13 protein-coding genes and 7 tRNA genes are annotated in these 17806 nt (G+C 46.7%); 5 read left to right on the plus strand and 15 right to left on the minus strand.

Annotation, left to right across the window (positions count from 1 at the left end):
• Positions 1 to 543 precede the first annotated feature (543 nt).
• On the plus strand, positions 544 to 1956 hold the full coding sequence (locus MHM89_RS14570; RefSeq protein WP_239409097.1) for a sodium:alanine symporter family protein: 1413 nt from the start codon (positions 544 to 546) through the stop codon (positions 1954 to 1956).
• A 46-nt stretch (positions 1957 to 2002) separates the two neighbouring features.
• On the opposite strand, the gene MHM89_RS14575 is transcribed toward MHM89_RS14570, so the two are convergent.
• The 12 genes from MHM89_RS14575 to MHM89_RS14630 form a co-directional block, all read right to left on the minus strand.
• On the minus strand, positions 2003 to 2539 hold the full coding sequence (locus tag MHM89_RS14575; RefSeq protein ID WP_239409098.1) for a hypothetical protein: 537 nt from the start codon (positions 2537 to 2539) through the stop codon (positions 2003 to 2005).
• 71 nt (positions 2540 to 2610) lie between these two features.
• Positions 2611 to 2684: transfer RNA gene (locus MHM89_RS14580), tRNA-Cys, on the minus strand.
• Between the two features lie 33 nt (positions 2685 to 2717).
• Positions 2718 to 2793: transfer RNA gene (locus tag MHM89_RS14585), tRNA-Gly, on the minus strand.
• Between the two features lie 55 nt (positions 2794 to 2848).
• A tRNA-Leu gene (locus tag MHM89_RS14590) sits at positions 2849 to 2935 on the minus strand.
• A 38-nt stretch (positions 2936 to 2973) separates the two neighbouring features.
• Positions 2974 to 3049: transfer RNA gene (locus tag MHM89_RS14595), tRNA-Gly, on the minus strand.
• Between the two features lie 55 nt (positions 3050 to 3104).
• A tRNA-Leu gene (locus MHM89_RS14600) sits at positions 3105 to 3191 on the minus strand.
• A gap of 35 nt (positions 3192 to 3226) precedes the next feature.
• Positions 3227 to 3300 (minus strand) — tRNA-Cys (locus tag MHM89_RS14605).
• Positions 3301 to 3309: 9 nt separating this feature from the next.
• Positions 3310 to 3385, minus strand: a tRNA-Gly gene (locus MHM89_RS14610).
• A 161-nt stretch (positions 3386 to 3546) separates the two neighbouring features.
• Complete coding sequence (gene pgsA, locus MHM89_RS14615) at positions 3547 to 4098, minus strand: CDP-diacylglycerol--glycerol-3-phosphate 3-phosphatidyltransferase (protein WP_239409099.1); 552 nt, start codon at positions 4096 to 4098, stop codon at positions 3547 to 3549.
• A gap of 51 nt (positions 4099 to 4149) precedes the next feature.
• A complete protein-coding gene (gene uvrC, locus MHM89_RS14620; RefSeq protein ID WP_022944539.1) occupies positions 4150 to 5970 on the minus strand; it encodes an excinuclease ABC subunit UvrC in 1821 nt (606 codons plus the stop codon).
• Between the two features lie 8 nt (positions 5971 to 5978).
• Complete coding sequence (gene uvrY, locus MHM89_RS14625; protein WP_022944540.1) at positions 5979 to 6629, minus strand: UvrY/SirA/GacA family response regulator transcription factor; 651 nt, start codon at positions 6627 to 6629, stop codon at positions 5979 to 5981.
• Positions 6630 to 6706: 77 nt separating this feature from the next.
• Positions 6707 to 7858, minus strand: a complete 1152-nt coding sequence (locus MHM89_RS14630) for a dicarboxylate/amino acid:cation symporter (protein ID WP_138588923.1) — start codon at positions 7856 to 7858, stop codon at positions 6707 to 6709.
• Positions 7859 to 8066: 208 nt separating this feature from the next.
• On the opposite strand from MHM89_RS14630, the gene MHM89_RS14635 reads away from it, so the two are divergent.
• From MHM89_RS14635 to MHM89_RS14645, 3 genes are all read left to right on the plus strand, one after another.
• Positions 8067 to 10427: a DUF5916 domain-containing protein gene (locus tag MHM89_RS14635; protein ID WP_239409100.1), complete on the plus strand. Its 2361-nt coding sequence runs from the start codon at positions 8067 to 8069 to the stop codon at positions 10425 to 10427.
• 132 nt (positions 10428 to 10559) lie between these two features.
• Complete coding sequence (gene cysK, locus MHM89_RS14640; protein WP_239409101.1) at positions 10560 to 11528, plus strand: cysteine synthase A; 969 nt, start codon at positions 10560 to 10562, stop codon at positions 11526 to 11528.
• 116 nt (positions 11529 to 11644) lie between these two features.
• Entirely contained in the window at positions 11645 to 12079 is a 435-nt protein-coding gene (locus tag MHM89_RS14645) for a hypothetical protein (RefSeq protein WP_022944544.1), read from the plus strand.
• Positions 12080 to 12117: 38 nt separating this feature from the next.
• On the opposite strand, the gene MHM89_RS14650 is transcribed toward MHM89_RS14645, so the two are convergent.
• A complete protein-coding gene (locus MHM89_RS14650; RefSeq protein ID WP_239409251.1) occupies positions 12118 to 14391 on the minus strand; it encodes an acyl-CoA dehydrogenase in 2274 nt (757 codons plus the stop codon).
• A gap of 189 nt (positions 14392 to 14580) precedes the next feature.
• Here MHM89_RS14650 and MHM89_RS14655 point away from each other — a divergent pair, with 189 nt between their 5' ends.
• Positions 14581 to 16440 carry a M2 family metallopeptidase gene (locus tag MHM89_RS14655; RefSeq protein ID WP_053911560.1) on the plus strand — a complete coding sequence of 620 codons (1860 nt, stop codon included), beginning with the start codon at positions 14581 to 14583 and terminating at the stop codon, positions 16438 to 16440.
• 69 nt (positions 16441 to 16509) lie between these two features.
• Here MHM89_RS14655 and MHM89_RS14660 read toward each other — a convergent pair whose 3' ends face one another.
• The gene (locus MHM89_RS14660) at positions 16510 to 17301 is read right to left on the minus strand and encodes a putative porin (RefSeq protein WP_022945090.1); all 792 of its coding nucleotides are present in this window, start codon (positions 17299 to 17301) and stop codon (positions 16510 to 16512) included.
• A 130-nt stretch (positions 17302 to 17431) separates the two neighbouring features.
• A complete protein-coding gene (locus tag MHM89_RS14665; RefSeq protein WP_022945089.1) occupies positions 17432 to 17806 on the minus strand; it encodes a PH domain-containing protein in 375 nt (124 codons plus the stop codon).

A 17806-nucleotide genomic window follows, 5' to 3' on the forward strand; every position in this document is an offset into this window, starting at 1 on the left:
CAGCTCAATTGAGACTCTAAATTTGTTTGCGTCATCTAGCGAACTAGAATCGGCTGTTAGAACTCAATCTGTACGAGTGCCCACACAGATGATTGCTTCATATTTTTAAAGAACGTTTTAGGCTTTCACCTCGGAAGCTTTGCTCCCGTTCAGGGCTGCGCATTCTACGCTTTCCTGATTTTGTGTCAACACTTAATTTTAAGTTTTTTAATTCACTTTAAACTAAGTTTTATTTGACTCCCTCACACCGCGCCTAGCTCGTTATCCGTTGCTGTCTGCCGTGTCAGTGGGAGCGCATTATAGGGAGAAACGAAATTGACGCAACCCCTTTTTTAAATAAAACAGCAAAAAACATGACCTCAAGACACTCCCCACAACTTAACCACCACTTACCCACAAAACTCTGTGGATAACCCTGCTTTTCGAACATAAACTAACCGATTATGTGTCTCTTTTATCTATATACCCCAATTCACTAAAAATCTCGCGACCTATGTGCTAGATTGCCGCGCTATTCTCATACTAACTAAAGGTACACGTGTTATGACCGAAATCGCTAATACTATTAGCGGCCTTATTTGGGGGCATGTGCTGGTATATTTGCTAATCGCTGCTGGCCTATTCTTTACTGTGCGATTGGGCTTTATTCAATTTAGAGACTTTGGCCATACTTTTAAGGTTATGTTTAACAGCCGTCAAGGCGCGCAAGGTGGGATATCCTCATTCCAAGCATTTTGTACGTCACTTGCTGCACGCGTTGGCACCGGCAATATGGCCGGGGTGGGTGTTGCTCTGTATTTAGGTGGTCCCGGTGCGATATTTTGGATGTGGCTTATTGCTTTAATTGGTATGGCCACAAGTTTTGCCGAAAGCACATTAGCCCAAGCGTATAAAGTGAAGGATGAACACGGCAATTTTCGTGGTGGTCCGGCCTACTACATGGAAAAAGGCTTGGGTAAACGCTGGATGGGCGTTGCTTTTTCATTATGCTTAATTCTTGCGTTTGGTCTGGTATTCAATGCCGTACAAGCAAACTCTATTGCGGCGGCTTTTAATGAGGCCTTTGCTATCCCCAATTACGTTGTCGGCATCGCCTTAGTTATCGGTTCTGGCTTTGTGATATTCGGTGGCTTAAAAACCATTGCTCGCTTTGCAGAATTGGTTGTGCCCTTTATGGCACTGGCTTACTTAATGCTAGCACTATATGTGTGTGCGGTTAATCTTGAGCAGCTTCCTCAGGTCTTTATGGTTGTCATCAACCATGCATTTGGTATTGAGCAAGCCGGAGCGGGTGCCATTGGCTATGGAGTCATGCAGGCGATGATCCAAGGCATAAAACGCGGCTTATTCTCTAACGAAGCTGGTATGGGTAGTGCGGCTAATGCAGCGGCAACAGCTACCCCCAACCCACCGCATCCTGCATCCCAAGGTTACGTGCAAATGCTAGGGGTGTTTATCGATACTATAGTGATCTGCTCCGCCACCGCCGCGCTTATATTGCTCTCAGGGCAGCTGGCCCCAGGCTCTGGCTTGACTGGGATCGCTCTTACACAAAATGCTTTAGTTACACACGTTGGTGAATGGGGCGCTATTTTTGTAGCCGTTGCCATCTTATTTTTTGCCTTTACCTCCATTGTTGCAAATTACTCTTACGCAGAAACTAACCTGTTATTTTTGGAACATAATCACGAGAAAGGTATGCTGATTTTCCGCGCCTTGGTATTGGCTATGGTGATGTTTGGTTCTTTAGGTGAGATAAAGCTCGTATGGACCCTCGCCGATATCTCAATGGGGATGATGGCCATTATTAATGTCATTGCATTGTTTATGCTTTCGGGCGTCGTGATTTGGCTGAGTAAGGATTACCAACAACAACGAAAACAAGGTGCCGTACCCACCTTTGATAAAAATAAACACCCCAAGTTAGCACAAGAAGTCGACCCCGACTCTTGGTAAAAACGCTTGGTAACAAAAAAGGAGCTTCACGCTCCTTTTTTTGTATTTAAGGCAGCTGTGCCCCTAGTTTTGCTAGTGCTATTTTTAGCTCAGCAACTATTTCGTCAGTGCTTTGCACAGAAAGCTCATTCAGCGAGCCGATCAGTGCACTGTTTTGCTCATAGCTGGTTGCTACTATTGCTAAGTTATTTGTATCAACGATGCGCGAAGTGATCTCAACTTGATGGAAAGCTTGAGAGCGATTGGCATGATTGCTAATCACTTCCCCCTCTATCACACCGTCCGCATTCACCTTTTTAGCCAGTTTAAAAAGCGCTTCTCGCGGGTGTTGCTCATATTGCTCTTGCAAATCATGCTGTTTAAGCAGCATATCGACGTTGTAACTAGGGATAACAGTGATCCCAGCGAGCGTGCTCAATTGGTAATCTACACGCTTGCTTACTGTGCGCTCGCTACTGTCTCCGCTAAATGGCGCAACGATCACAGTATGCCACTGCTGCTGCTCATAACGTGGGTTAAATTTAACTGCGGTGCACGAGCACAACAAGACAATACTAGGAAAAAGTAGGAATATCCGTTTCACTTGTATAACGGCCATGACATTAAACTGACTGCCAATATACAAAATAACTGTAAGTAAAAAGGGATTTATTATGGAGGCGGAACCCGGAGTCGAACCGAGGTAGACGGATTTGCAATCCGCTGCATAGCCACTCTGCCATTCCGCCGTAGAGATATGATTTTAGCATGTTATTAAGAATTGGAGCGAGTAACGAGGTTCGAACTCGTGACCTCAACCTTGGCAAGGTTGCGCTCTACCAGCTGAGCTATACTCGCAATTCTAAATATATAAGTGCCATCTTATACTCATTGCCGAAGCAATGCTAGAAAATGGTGCCCGGGGCCGGACTTGAACCGGCACGCTGTTACCAGCGAGGGATTTTAAATCCCTTGTGTCTACCAATTCCACCACCCGGGCGGATGGCTGACATGCTGTCATACACACGTTAAGTAGATTGGAGCGAGTAACGAGGTTCGAACTCGTGACCTCAACCTTGGCAAGGTTGCGCTCTACCAGCTGAGCTATACTCGCAATCCTAACTGTATAAGAGCTAACTTATACTCATTGCCGAAGCAATGTTAGCAAATGGTGCCCGGGGCCGGACTTGAACCGGCACGCTGTTACCAGCGAGGGATTTTAAATCCCTTGTGTCTACCAATTCCACCACCCGGGCTCGGGTTGCTATACGCGTGTGGAAACGTTGAGATATGGAGGCGGAACCCGGAGTCGAACCGAGGTAGACGGATTTGCAATCCGCTGCATGGCCACTCTGCCATTCCGCCATCAATGATTGGAGCGAGTAACGAGGTTCGAACTCGTGACCTCAACCTTGGCAAGGTTGCGCTCTACCAGCTGAGCTATACTCGCATCATTGAACACTGTTTATAACCTTTAGTTAAAGCAGTGGTGGGCTAGCGCCCTCTCAACACCGACGCATTCTACAGAGATTATTAAACGCGTCAATACAAAAAATATGGGTTTTGAATCGTTTGCTTAATTTTTATCTAAAACGGCGTGTTATTATACATTTAGCCTTCTTTAGCGAAGAAGCTATGGCGCGCAGCCATGAGATACTGCACCATAGAGCCAAAGGTCAGAATAGTCGCTATGTATAATAGAATATAACTCAGGGTCACCATCCAAGGCTGAAATTGCCAAATCAGGCCAATAAGGGCGAGCATTTGCGCTGCTGTTTTCACCTTACCAAGTTGGGATACCGCTACCTCACCACGCTTACCCTGCTCCGCCATCCACTCTCTTAAAGCCGAGATCACTATTTCGCGGCCGATAATAATCAACGCTGGTACGGTCATCCACGCACTTTGATAGTGGCCAACTAACACCACCAGGGCTGCACTGACCATTACTTTATCGGCAACAGGGTCTAAAAAGGCACCGAACGGCGTCGACTGATTTAAACGCCGAGCTAGATAGCCATCAAGGATATCGGTGATCGACGCTAGCCAAAATACAAATGCTGCTGCGAAAAACGCCCATTGACTCGGTAGATAGAAGATAAATAAAAAAATTGGGATTAAACACAACCTAAAGGCTGTTAGGGTATTGGGAATGTTCCACATAACTACTAGGCGTTCTTAGCGTTTTCTTTTCAGTAATATTCGCACGAAGGGCTATGCCTTGTCATGCAAATGGTTAAATATCTTTTCCGCCATCGCGGGACTGATCCCCGGCGCTTGGCTGAGCTGCTCAATTGTCGCGCTTTTCACGCCTTGCATACCACCGAGGTATTTTAGCAGCGCTTGGCGACGCTTTTGCCCTACGCCACCGATTTCCTCAAGCACTGATTGATTACGCTGCTTCTGGCGCTTGTTACGGTGTCCAGCAATGGCAAAACGGTGTGACTCATCACGAATATGTTGAATAAGATGCAACGCCGGTGAATCACTGCCAAGAGATACGGTTTTTCGCCCGGCATCAATCAATAACGTTTCTAAACCTGGCTTTCGGCTAGTGCCTTTAGCAACGCCGACAAGCAAGGGCATTTTTGCAAACGGCCAATCGCTAAAAAACGCCACGGCTTGGTTCAATTGTCCCTTACCACCGTCAATAAAAATGACATCCGGGATCTTGCTCTCGTCAGTCAGCTTGCCATACCGTTTATTGAGCGCAAAGGCCATCGCGGCATAATCATCACCTGGGGTAATGCCGGTGACATTAAAACGTCTATATTCACTCTTATTGGGTCCTTGACGGTCAAACACCACGCATGATGCCACCGTGTTCTCACCCATGGTGTGGCTGATATCGAAACACTCCATACGAGCGATATCATCAAGGTGTAGCGCCTCTTTAAGTAGTGCGTAGCGTTTATTGATAGCATCTTGCGTGCTTTGCTGCACTTCTAAGCTAGAGTCGGCATTTTTGTTCGCTAACTGCAGATACTGAGCGCGTTCGCCACGATGCACTGTATTGAGCTTTACTTGTGTGCTTTTAAGCTCACTCATAGCATTGCTCAACGGTTGCTGCTCATCAATTGCAAAGGGCAGCACCAACTCTTTCGCGATACGTCCAGTCGCTCCTGGCGCACAATAATACTGGGCAATAAAAGACGTTAAAATTTCGTCATCGCTGGAGTCTTTTGGCACTTTAGGGTACAACGTTTTGCTGCCCATCACTTTGTGATCGCGCACCATGAGAATATGCACCGCAACCATGCCATTACGGCGACAATAACCAAGGGCATCTAGCTCAGCGTGCTTTCCGGACACTGACTGCTGCTCTTGTACTTTACGTAACAGCTGGATTTGGTCACGGTACTTGGCAGCTTTTTCAAAGGCGAGTTGCTCACTGGCGTGTTCCATTTTAGCCACTAATGAGCTTATTACCTCATGGGATTTGCCACCGAGAAACTTACGTACGTAGTCTACTTGGGCGCTGTACTCTTCATCACTGACTTTGCCAACACAGGGCGCACTGCAGCGTTTAAGTTGGTACTGCAAACAAGGACGGCTGCGTGCTTTGTAGTAGCTGTCTTCACATTGACGTACGGGAAACAACTTTTGCATCAAACGCAGACTTTCAGAAACGGCGCCAGCACTTGGAAAGGGGCCAAAGTATTCACCCTTGATTTTGCGCGCACCGCGATGGAAAGCTAATCTAGGGTGTTGATGCTTAGTCAATAAAATGTACGGGTAGGACTTATCATCGCGAAGTAAAATATTGTAGCGTGGCTGATACTTCTTGATCAGATTATTTTCTAATAGCAAGGCCTCGGTTTCAGTATTGGTCAGCGTTACATTGATATCATCAATATTACGCACCAATACTTGCGTTTTAGCATCGAGGCCCGTTTTACGAAAATAGCTTGAAAGGCGCTTTTTAAGGTTTTTCGCTTTACCTACGTATATCACTTGCTGCTCACTATCTAGCATGCGATATACGCCGGGTTCTTCAGAGACCGTTTTTAAAAACTGGTCGGCAGCAAAACTCATAGCCAGGATCAGTGGTCGCTATCAATATCTATCATTTTATGGCGAATGGCTAAGTGCGTAAGTTCTACGTCGCCGTTCACAGCCAGTTTTTCGAATATACGATAGCGATAGCTGTTGACCGTTTTTGAGCTTAGATTTAATCGGTCGGCGATGCTTTGCACCTTTTCGCCTCGCGTAATCATCAGCATAATTTGCAGTTCGCGATCTGAGAGAGTTTGAAATGGGTTTTCGTCGGTACGACCACTGAACTGCGCCAACGCAATTTGCTGAGCAATTTGTGGCGCAATGTAGCGTTGACCGGAGTTCACTGCGCGAATCGCATTAACAACCTCTTCAGGGCCCGCCCCTTTGGTGAGGTAACCGTGAGCGCCAATTTGCATGACTTTGCTAGGGAAAGGGTCTTCGCAATGAACAGTGAGCACAATCACTTTAACATCAGGACAGTAACGGCAGATCTTCTTCGTGGCCTCAAGACCGCCAATGCCCGGCATGTTCATGTCCATTAGTACGATGTCTGGCTCATTTTGACGGCAGAACTGCACCGCCTCTTCACCAGTTTTTGCTTCACCGATAACCTTAAAACCGCGAACATCATCAAGGATGCGCTTTATCCCGGTACGCACCAGTTCATGGTCATCTACTAGCAGTACATTAATCAACAGGAAAACCCTCTTTATACACGTGTAGTTACAGCTGTTTTGTACAATAACTACACGTATTATTCTTACACCCTAAATCAAGCACTTGTTTTATCAGAAAAACGGTCAACCCACAATGCTATGATACCATCACCGGTCACATTACAGGCCGTGCCAAAGCTGTCTTGAGCCAAATACAATGCGATCATTAATGCAATTTCTGCATCAGTGAACCCAAGCATACTGGTTAATAGCCCCAGTGCAGACATAACCGCACCGCCTGGTGCCCCAGGGGCTGCGATCATCACTATACCTAACATTAGTACAAATGGCAGCATTTCCGTCAAGCTTCCTATCGCCATTGTCGGTGATAGTGCCATCACCGCCATGGCACAGGTAACGATGGTAATGGTCGAGCCAGAGAGGTGGATGGTCGCGCACAGCGGTACACTGAAATTAGCAATGTGTTCTTTTACGCCATTATCTTTACTGGCTTTAAGCGATACCGGGATGGTCGCGGCACTGGACATTGTGCCAAGTGCGGTTAAATAAGCAGGCAACATATTCTTTAATAACATCCAAGGTGAGCGCCCCAATAATAATCCGGTGCCAATGTACAGCACACTTAGCCATACCCAATGCATAACCAGAGCGATGGCAAGGACAACGGCAAAAGTTTGCAATGTTGAGGCTACGGTGCCGGCAACGGTCATGTCAGCGAACACCCCGGCAATATAAAATGGTAACGCTGGGATGATGACTTTAGAGAGTAACCCGTCAATCACTTCTTTCCCTTGATCAACCACTTGTTGTAACTGTGTCAGCTGGCGCTGACTGATACCGATGCCAAAGGCGAATGCCGCCACTAATGCACTCATCACCCCCATCAACGGCGGTATCTCTATATCAATAAAGCTGCTCAGAGCCGATTCTTCACCGCCATGAAAATTGATTGAACCACTTATATAAGGGGCGGCCCAAGTCATAACAATGATTGCCAAGGTCCCTGCTACCACCGTCGAACCATAAGCAAACCCCACTGTGCGGCCAAGTAAATGATTCGCCCCTTTGGGTAGCCCAGCGATGCCTGAACAAATAAAAAATAAAATAATAAGTGGAATGGTAAAGCCTATCAGCTCGCCGATAAGCACTTTGGCAGTATACAAAGCCCGTGCTACAGCCTCCGGTGCAAAGGCGCCGATTAGCATTCCAAGGACAATGCCAGCAACCAATTTAAGTATCAATTTCATGATGGTTTAGGAGTAATGAATAATGCCACCTGTTTTAACATTTTTTGCCATCAATGTATGGAAAAACCGCTGAGCACAAAGCTAAGTGTCTAATCATTGAGCACCTGCGCGGTTTATCGCGCTGAATCGCAACTGAACGAATATATTTTGTTTACACCCTGCTAACTTGTTACAACAGCGCCATCAATAATCATCACTTGGACATGTTGTGCTTTTGTCTCGTTTTCTCGCAGGTCGCCTTGCTGTTTTAGCCATGGCCGTTACTCCCTTTATTGTATTGGCTGAAACGGCACAGCCGGCACTCAATATCCCCTACCTCGCTGATGCAGCGACTATTGATGGTCGCTTGGATGAGCCGCAATGGCAACAGGCTAAGCGCATCAGTGTAAATAACATCACTTGGCCCTATGAAAATAAACCATCACCGGTGAGTACCACCGCGCTGATTTATGAAAATGACGATACTCTCTATTTAGGGTTTATCGCCGAGGACCCTCACCCCGAGGAAATTCGTGCCTTTTATCGCGATCGTGATAGCGCTTGGGATGATGACTTAGTAGGGATAAAACTGGACACCTATGGCAGTGCCAAGCTGGCCTATCAGTTTTTTGTCAATCCGCTTGGAGTTCAGCAAGACTCTATCGAAAATGAGTTGAGTAAAACTGAAAACAGTGCCTGGGATGGCATTTGGGATAGCGCAGGCCATATCACCGCTCAAGGATACCAGGTGGAAATAGCCTTACCTATGCGTATGTTCAACTTCGATGACGCACCACGCAGCCAAGCCATGACCATGGAGTTAGTGCGCTTTTATCCACGAAATGAGCGCCTTCGCCTCTCAAGTATGCAATTGGACCATGGTAATCACTGCTGGATATGCCAAATGCCGCAAGTGAACGGTTTTGCTAATGCCGAACAAAGCAGTAACCTCACCGTTGTTCCCTCCTTGGTGCTTAACCAACAGCAACAACGCGACATCAATGGCGCGGTCCTAAAGCCTTGGCAAAAAGACAATAACATTGAGCCAAGCTTAGACCTGAAATGGGGGATCACCCCAGATTTAACGCTCAATGCCACTGTTAATCCCGACTTCTCACAAGTAGAGGCCGATGTTGCACAACTCAACGTCAATGAAAGCTTTAGCTTATTCTTCCCAGAAAAGCGCAGCTTCTTTTTAGATAATGCCGATTATTTTGCTTCGAATTTAAACTTAATTTATACCCGAAATATCGCCGCGCCTGGCGCAGGAGCGAAACTAACCGGAAGCAAGAATGGCCACACCGTGGCCGCATTTATTAGTAACGATGAGCAAACCAATGTGCTTATACCGGGTAATTTGGGTTCGCGAGTTGTGAGTTTAGAGCAGCACTCACAAGCCGGCGCGCTGCGCTATCGTTACGATATCAGCAGTGCGTTTTCCCTGGGTGCCAGTTCGACGTTCAGACGCAGTGACGATTACCACAACGAAGTGCTGAGCATCGATAGTAAATATCGGTTTGACGACTTCACCACCTTGGTGGTGCAAGCTCTAGCATCGCAAAGTGACTATAGTGAGGACTTCATTGAGCAATTATGTGATGCCGAAGAACCTTGCCAAGCGTCACCCGCACAACCTTGTGATAGCCGCTATGACTGCAGTTATTCGGAAGCTTTGCTACGTGTGAACGAGCAGCGCTATGATGGCTATGGGTATTATTTAAGCTTGGATAGAGACACCAAATACTACAGCCTGTTTGGTAATTATCATATGCGCAGCCGTGGACTGCGTGCGGATTTAGGCTTTCTTAGTGAAACTGACTTCAACAAGTTTACCACCGGTGGTGAATACCGTTGGTACGCCGAGCAAGACGCATGGTGGAATCGCGCCCGATGGTATGCAGATTGGGATATTACCCACAACCAAGCTGGCGAGTTAATAGAAAAAGAGGCGCAAAGCTTTGTTTCACTTGATGGCCCCTGGCAAAGTTATCTAGAGCTTGGCACCATCAGTCGAGAGCGGCGTGGGTTACGAGCCGATCCATCATCCTTAGCAATCGACGGTAATAGTGCGCGCTTCAACGAAAACGAAATAAACCTATTTGCGTCCATCAAACCCAGCGCCGGTGTTGTTGCTGATATCGATGTAACGCAAGGTAATAAGGTTGATTTGGCCAATAACCGTTTGGGTGAGTTTGTGCGTATTCGCCCCACTGTGAATTACAATATCAATTCGCATCTAGCGCTGCGCTTGCGCCACACCTACGAGGATTTGCAACGTCGCTCAGGTGAGGACATCTTCAGCGCTAATTTAAGTGACTTGCGTTTAACTTATCAATTTAATTTACGTAGCTTTTTGCGTTTAACCATGATTTATACCGACATCGAGCGCGAGCCTAGTAGCTACGTTAAAGAAGTGGATGCGCGCTATCGAGCATTGAGCACCCAGCTACTCTACTCTTATAAACTCAATCCACAGTCTGTGGTGTTTGTAGGTTACTCAGACAGTGGCTACCAGGACGATGACTTATCACGGCTGGAAAAAGATAATCGTACACTGTTTGCAAAATTCAGTTACGCTTGGATTTTGTGATATAAGAAACTACATTTATATACCTCTTCGTTATAACTGATTGGCTATATCATATAGCCAATCTTTCCTTTAGTTTTCATAAACAGTGAGTAAAGTGAGGGTATACAGCGACAAACCCGTTAGGTATTGAATATGTCAAAGATTTACGAAGATAACTCCCTATCCATTGGTAACACCCCGTTAGTAAAACTTAACCGTGTTACCGGTGGTAATGTTTATGCCAAAGTAGAAGCTCGCAACCCGAGCTTCAGCGTCAAGTGCCGCATTGGTGCTTCAATGATATGGGAAGCGGAAAAATCAGGACAACTGACCAAAGATAAAGAGCTTATCGAGCCAACATCAGGAAATACCGGAATTGCCCTCGCTTTCGTTGCGGCCTCTCGAGGTTATAAGTTGACGTTGACCATGCCCAACAGCATGAGTTTGGAGCGCCGTAAGCTACTCAAAGCGCTAGGTGCTAATTTAGTGCTCACCGAAGGTCCTAAAGGCATGAAAGGTGCGATTGAGAAAGCCAAAGAAATTCATGACAGCGATCCTGATAAATACATTCTGTTACAGCAGTTTGAAAACCCAGCTAACCCGAAAATTCACTTCGAGACAACGGGTCCAGAGATCTTTGATGCACTCGATGGTAAAGTCGACTTCTTCATTGCTGGTGTCGGCACTGGCGGTACTATCACCGGCGTAAGCCGCTATCTTAAGCAAGAGAAAGGCTTAAATGTGCAATCTATTGCTGTTGAGCCAACGGATTCTCCAGTGATCAGCCAAACAATGGTAGGTCAAGAGGTCAAGCCGGGCCCCCATAAAATTCAAGGTATTGGTGCTGGTTTTATTCCTGGTAACCTAGATTTAGAGTTGTTAGATGGGGTTGAACAAGTCAGTAATGATGACGCCATCGCTATGGCACATGAACTGATGAAAAACGAAGGGATCTTAGCCGGTATTTCATCAGGTGCTGCTGTGGTCGCTGCTAAGCGTCTTGCTGAAAAGCCAGAGAATGCTGATAAAAACTTCGTGGTTATTCTGCCAAGCTCTGCCGAGCGCTACCTTTCAAGTCCGTTGTTTGCTGGTGAGTTCAGTGATCAGGAACTTGAGCAGTAAAGCCAAGAGCCATTCTTTATTCTGAAAAAAAGGCGCTTTAGCGCCTTTTTCTTTACATATTTTCAATTGCCCCTCACACTTTATTCCAGTGTATAGCCTTTATTAAATACAGTGGAATGAAACGTACTTTACTTCTTGCTCTGATACTTTTATTGACTGCCTGCGGCCAAAACGACGATGATATTACAGGCGATCCTAACTCTCCGGGTTACGTGGCAACTCAGTACTTCTATGCGTTGTACAACCACGATAACCTTGAGCGCGCCACACAATATGCGACCCCAAAATTAGCGCGTATTATGCGCTCCTACGGCACGGCATCACAATTCACTCGTAACCTAGTTAATTTACAATATGATCAGGTCACCATTGAGTTAGACCGTACCGAGATGAGTGTTCGCCAACAATACGGTGACCGCGCTACTATCAATTTAGTATTCACCGGGCACTTTCATGGCAACCAAGTCGATGATATGCGCAGTGTGAAGATGATCCGTGAACGCGGTGATTGGCTGGTGAGTGAGATTGTCCCCGACCCTTACGGTCGTTAGTAAAAAAGGCCGCTTTTGCGGCCTTTTATTGTCTCTAATCACTCAAACTCTTGCGCGGCAAAGACATCCACAGCGATGACCTCTTGCCTTAGTGACTCAGCCGCAATCAGTTGCTCGCTCTGCTCAGCACTAAGCTTATTCTTAGCCCGTGCATCTTCAATTAGCTGCATCATCGTCAGCCCTTGAATCTCTCCTTTTTTACGCAACTTATGAACCTCACGATATCCTTGAGCTGCATGTTGTTGCGCTTCTAAAGCTTTATCAAGCACCGCTGTACCATTGCTGTCATCAACCACACATAAATGCGTGAGGCGCTCACGTACCACGCCACTGCGAGTCATATGCTGCGCAACTTGCTTAGCGACCTCATCCTTAGGCATTTTAAAATGATTGCCCAGTGGTAGTACCACGGCACGAACAGCCAACGACAGGGGCCAGCTTCCTAGGTTGTAGATAAATTCATCAAAGGCTTTGGCGCACAGATAAAGGCTACGCTCAACACTGTATTGTACAAATGGCAAATCGGCGTGTTGATGGCCCTCATCTTGGTAGCGCTTAAGTACTGCAGAGGCGAGGTACAAGTGGCTGAGCACATCACCCAAACGAGCCGACAGCATTTCCCGGCGCTTTAAATCGCCCCCGAAACGGAGCATGGCAATATCGGCACAAAATGCCAGCGCTCTAGAGAAGCGCCCTAGGTAGCGGTAGTATTTGGCTGTCGCTCCACCGACGGGCGCCTTGGCAAAATAGCTACCACTGAGCGCATACACAAACGACATAACGCCATTACCAGCACTGTATAACATATGCTGGCAAAGCAGCGGATCAAACTCACGCACCCCTTTTTCTTCATCATCAAGCCCTGCAGCAACCATTTCATCAATCACATAGGGGTGGCAGCGGATCGCGCCTTGCCCAAAAATCATCAGGTTCCGGGTAAGAATATTGGCTCCCTCTACGGTGATCGATACCGGTGTGCCCATATAACAATGGGCGAGATAATTATTGGGGCCCATTTGAATGCCCTTGCCGGCGTGTATATCCAAGGCATCGTTGATCACTTGGCGGCCCATCTCGGTCATATGATACTTAGCGATGGCGGTGATCACCGAGGGGCTTAATTTTTGGTCTATCGCCGTTGCGGTCAAGACCCGCGTAGCTTCTAATTGATAGGTTAATCCGCCGATGCGAGCGAGGGCTTCTTGTATTCCCTCAAATTCGCCAATCGCGACACCAAATTGTTGCCTTAGCGCTGCGTAAGCGCCACTGGTGCGCGCACTCAAGTGCCCGGTTGCCGTGCTCAGCGCTGGCAATGAAATACCACGCCCCGCACTTAAACATTCCACTAGCATGCGCCAACCGTTGCCTGCTTGCACTTCACCACCGATAATCCACTCAAGTGGAATGAAGACATCTTTCCCTTCTGTGGTGCCATTTAAAAAGCCCATATTCATGGGTTTATGCCTGTCGCCAGTGCGTACTCCGGGGTGGTCGGTGGGGATCAATGCACAGGTAATACCGATATTTTTTGTTGTCCCTAATAATCCGTCGGGGTCGAACATTTTAAAGGCCAAGCCCAATACTGTCGCGCGCGGTGCCAAGGTGATATAGCGTTTTGACCAGTTTAGACGCAAACCCAGCACTTCCTTACCGGCAAATTCTTCTTTGCATACAACCCCAGTATCTGGAATGGCACCGGCATCCGAACCTGCTTCTGGGCCGGTTAAGGCAAAACATGGCAGCGCTTCGCCTTTGGCAAGCTTAGGTAACCACTGTTGTTGTTGTGACAAGGTGCCATAATGAAGCAGAAGCTCAGCGGGGCCTAAGCTATTGGGCACCATGACAGTCACCGCAGCACTTAGGCTTTTACTGGCAATTTTGGCAACAATGGTTGAGTTGGCCAATGCCGAGAAGTCATGACCACCGTGCTCTTTGGGAATAATTAGGGCGAAAAAACCCTCATCCTTTAGGTACTGCCACACTGACTCTGGCATGTCCTGTTGTGCGGTAATGGTTTCATCATCAAGCATGGCGCACAGCTCAACGACTTGGTTATCAATAAACTCACGTTCTTCAGCACTTAACTGTGAGGTTGCATACTGGTGCAATTGGTGCCAATCGGGGTTGCCGCGAAAGAGCTCCCCATCCCACCAGATATCGCCCGCTTCCATGGCATCTCGCTCTGTCGCAGACAGCGGCGGTAATGCTTGTTTAAACCACTTGAAAACTGGTCGAGTAACAATGCTCATGCGAATATCTCGTACTGCGAAAATAACGATCACAGCTACGATGATTAATAAAACTAACCACATCATCTTGTGTTCCTTGATACCGTAAAGGGTGTTTTTCAGTATGGACGAACGGCAAATATTTACAATCCCTTCAATGTACTAGCCGAGTGCTCTGACTATCTATAATAATTTACCCCCTCTGCGTACGCTGCTATATTTAGCCGGCGTTAGCGATGCCCACCATCGCCGATAACAATTAGAGGAAAAATAATGACACGTCTTCCATTTAAACTGAGCCTGAGTGCGGTTTTGGTCTCGGTAACCTTAGGGTTAAGTGGCTGCAATGACACAACCACAACTCAGCCCACTGAGAGCGCTGCAGAAACAAAAATGAGCAGCAACAAACTCACAGCAACTGATGCCAAAGCGTTTTTAGCAAACACTGAACAGCAGTTAGCCAAGCTGTATGAGAAAAGTAGCCGTGCCGCGTGGATTTACGCCAATTTTATTACTCATGATACGGCACAGCTCGCAGCGGCTGCGAACCAAGAAGTGACCGAAACCATCGTACGTTTAGCCAATGAGGCTGCCCGTTTTGATGATCTGGAGTTAGACGCTGATAGCCGTCGCAAGCTCGATAAACTGAAACTGGCACTGACGCTACCGGCACCACAAGATGCAGCAAAAACCGAAAAGCTGGCCAACATTGTCGCTGAGCTTGATGGTCTGTATGGCAAAGGCGAGTATTGTAAAGATGATGGCCAATGTTTAAGTCTCGGTGAGATGACCGCAACCATGGCATCGAGTCGCGACTACAATGAGTTGTTAGATCTATGGCAGGGGTGGCGACAAATTTCTAAGCCTATGCGCCCTTTATACGAACAGCAAGTCACGTTAACGAATGAAGGCGCGCAAGAGCTTGGCTATGCCGATACAGGGGCAATGTGGCGCAGTAAGTACGATATGCCCGCCGATGAATTTGCCACTGAACTTGACCGCCTATGGGGCCAAGTTAAGCCTTTATATGACTCCCTGCACTGTCATGTGCGCGCCAAGCTGGGTGAGCAGTATGGCGAAGATAAATTACCTGAAGATGGCACCATTCCAGCGCACTTACTCGGTAATATGTGGGCACAACAATGGGGTAATATCTACGACTTGGTTGCGCCTGAAAATGCCGATCCTGGCTATGATGTGACCGAGCTACTAGCGCAACATGACTATGATGAGCTAGAGATGGTGCGCGGTGCGGAAAAGTTTTTCACCTCCATGGGCTTTGCACCGCTACCTGATACTTTCTATGAGCGCTCTTTATTTACCAAACCTCAGGATCGCGATGTGCAATGTCATGCATCAGCGTGGAACCTCGATAGTAAAGATGATTTACGCATTAAGATGTGTATTCAGCGCACCGGCGAAGAATTTGCTACCATTCACCATGAATTAGGACACAACTTCTACCAACGCGCTTACAACCAGCAACCTCTGTACTATCAAGAAAGTGCCAACGATGGATTCCACGAAGCCATTGGCGATACGATTGCGCTGTCGGTCACTCCTGAGTATTTAAAAGAGATTGGCCTATTAGATGAAGTCCCTGATGAATCTAAAGACATTGGCTTACTCATGCGCATGGCACTAGATAAAGTGGCCTTTATCCCATTTGGTTTGTTAGTTGATCAGTGGCGTTGGCAGGTGTTTTCTGGAGAAATTACCCCAGAGCAGTACAACCAAGCTTGGTGGCAGTTGCGCAAGAAGTATCAAGGGATCAGCGCTCCCATCGCTCGTTCTGAGTCAGACTTTGATCCGGGGGCCAAATACCACGTGCCTGGAAACACGCCTTATACTCGCTATTTCCTAGCCCATATTTTACAGTTCGACTTCCATCGTAGCCTGTGTGAGATTGCCGGCAATGACGCCGCCATTCACCGTTGCTCCATCTATAACTCAAAAGAAGCTGGGCAGCGACTCAACGAGATGTTAGAAATGGGCTCGTCGCAGCCATGGCAACAAGCGCTCGCAAAAGTAACAGGTAAAGAGCAAATGGATGCAACCGCTATTCTTGATTATTTTGCACCATTACAAGCTTACCTAGATGAGCAAAACAAGGGTCGTCAATGTGGTTGGTAAGCGTTATTAACCATTAGCGACAAAAAAGCCCAGCATATGCTGGGCTTTTTTTATTAATTAGTTCAACGCTTAGAACTGTGCAGTTGCTTTTAGGAACCACTGATCATAGCTTGACTCATCCCAGTTGCTGCCGTAACCAGCAGATACTGCGAAGTTGGTGTCGATGAAGTATTTCGCACCAAAATTATAGAAGTCTTCATCGTCGAAGTTAACGAATACTGACGTCATTTTGTTGAAGTAGTAGTTAGAACCTAGCTGCCAGTAGTTGTCCGCATCGTCACGGTTAATGTACTGTGCTTCAACAGTTAAGTAGTTACCTTGCTTAAGGTCTTTGAAGTACTTACCGTTAAGCTCACGGTGGTCGAACTCGTCATCAATACGCACTTCAAAACCGATGTAATCAGTGCTGTTTAAAGCGTGATCGTAACGGCCAGAGAAGAAGTAAGTTTCATCACCGTGCTCTGGGTCTACGCGCTCAGCTTTCAACAAGAAGTTGTCGCTAACTAGGTAACCAAGGCTTAGTGTGTATTGATCAGCACTGTCGAAGTCATCTGGGTCAACAACGCTGTAAGACGCGCCTACTAGGAATTGATCCGCGAAGTATTCACCGCCTACGTTGTAGCCAGTCGCATAATCATTGTCTGAGATACGACCAAAGATGTTTGACTCTTTGTTAATATACTCAAACTGATCAAGCGGGCCCAACACCTGCTTTGGTGCGAAGTAGTAAATCGAATCTACGGCAACATTGTCCTCACTTTCTACATTGAGGTATTCAAGGTTGCTGATTGATTGATAAGACTGTGCGAAGGCAGCACCGGAGAAAAGTACAGACGCGATGGCGACGGATAGTTTTTTCATAAATAGATTTCCCTATATCTAGTTTTTTAAAACAGCGCCACTCTAGCGCTGTTGAAATGAATTATAACTTAACTAAGCACTTGATTGTTTTAAATAAATGTTAGTTTTTGTTAGATATAGGTACAGTTTTTTACAAAACGTAGCGAGATAGGATCCGATACACTTCGTTAATGTTATCACCCGCTTTAAAGTTCTTACACAACGGACTCGGATCAGAGCCTATCCAAATTTTCAGTTCAGCATCCATATCAAAGTGGCCAGCACTTTCCTTACTGAACTTAGTGATTTTACTAAATGGAATACTGAGCACCTCCATCTTCGACCCTGTTACACCTTGTTTGTCTACTAAGATCAGACGTTTGTTAGTGAACAAGAATAAGTCGCGGATCACTTTATACGCTTTTTCTAGGTTCTCACCTGGAGCAAGTATCTCTTCAAGTAAAGAGTCTAACTCCCCTTCATCTACTTCACTGGCATTGCCAATTAATCCACTAAGTAATCCCAT

This window comes from Pseudoalteromonas sp. CNC9-20 (assembly GCF_022347875.1).
Taxonomy (GTDB): domain Bacteria; phylum Pseudomonadota; class Gammaproteobacteria; order Enterobacterales; family Alteromonadaceae; genus Pseudoalteromonas; species Pseudoalteromonas ruthenica.